The sequence below is a fragment of the Kitasatospora sp. MBT63 genome, from assembly GCF_000710465.2.
Taxonomy (GTDB): Bacteria; Actinomycetota; Actinomycetes; order Streptomycetales; family Streptomycetaceae; genus Kitasatospora.
Genome location: NZ_JAIZ01000168.1, coordinates 1 through 1,264 on the forward strand (window position 1 = coordinate 1; position 1,264 = coordinate 1,264).

The following is a 1,264-nucleotide window of genomic DNA, read 5'->3' on the forward strand; positions in this document are numbered from 1 at the left end:
CGGCCGCGCACCGCGCCCGCGGCGGCGCCGCGCGCGGCCAGTTCGGTCAGGCGCTCGTGCAGCGCCGCGGCGGGCGGCCGTTCGGCCGGCTCCTTGGCCAGGCAGGCCCGGACCAGCGGGGCCAGCGGCGCGGGCACCGCCGACAGCTCGGGCTCCTCGTGCACCACCCGGTAGAGCATCACCTCGGAGGACGCCCCGGAACCGAACGGGGTGTCACCGGTCAGGGCGAACGCCAGCGTGGCCCCGAACGCGAACACGTCGGTGGCCGGGGTGACGGCCACGCCGCGGACCTGCTCGGGTGCCAGGAAGCCCGGCGAGCCGACCGCCGTGCCGACGTGGGTGAGCGTGCTGGCGCCGCGCGACCAGGCGATCCCGAAGTCGATGATCCGCGGACCCTTGGGGGACAGCAGGATGTTGGACGGCTTCAGGTCGCGGTGGACCACCCCCGCCTCGTGGACCTTGACCAGCCCGTCCGCCAGCGAGGCACCGATCCTGGCCACCTCCGGCCAGGGCAGCGGCCCCTCGTCGCCGACCCGCTTGTACAGCGAGGGCCCCGGTACGTACGCGGTGGCCAGCCAGGGCCGCTCGGTCTCGATGTCCGAGCCGACCACCCGGGCCGTGCAGCCGCCCCGGATCCGGGAGGCGGCGGCGATCTCGCGGGCGAAGCGGGTGCGGAACTCGGCGTCCTCGGCCAGCTCGGCGCGGATCAGCTTGAGCGCGACCCGCTGCCCCTTGCGGTCCGATCCGAGGTAGACCACGCCCATCCCGCCGGCCCCGAGCCGTCGGTGCAGCCGGTAGGGGCCGACGATGCGGGGGTCCTCACGCCGCAGCCGCATCATCGCCATGCTCGTTCCCGTCAGCCCGTGGGGTGATCCCCGGTCGGATGGGGGATCGTCAGATCCTGTCGGCCCACAGCTTACGGACTGCCCGCTGCGGTGTGCTGATACGCAACACCCGAGGGGCCGGTCGGATTGTCGGACCTGGATCGTTCGGGTCCGACCGCCCCTGGCCGGACCGGCGGCCGGTCCCGGCGCCCGCACCCCCGCAGCCGCCCTCTCGGGGACGCTCTCAGGGTTCCCTCGGGGATCGGCTCCCCGCGGTCTCCGCCTCCGGTAGTAGCCGCCGGGGTGGCGGGTCATCCTCGCGGAGGCCCGTGGACGGTACGACGGCATGACGTCCCGCCCACCCCCCGCCGCCTACCGTTGTCATCAGCGGCGGGCGGACCCCTCGTCCCCCGAGATTCCGCCCCCGCGCCCCCTTCCCA

Annotated in this window: 1 protein-coding gene; it reads right to left on the reverse strand. The window is 75.2% G+C overall.

Annotation, left to right across the window (positions count from 1 at the left end; all coding sequences use genetic code 11):
- Positions 1-845 (reverse strand): serine/threonine-protein kinase (locus AA75_RS11835; protein ID WP_033819881.1); only part of this gene is annotated, 845 nt, incomplete at its 3' end.
- Positions 846-1,264 lie beyond the last annotated feature (419 nt).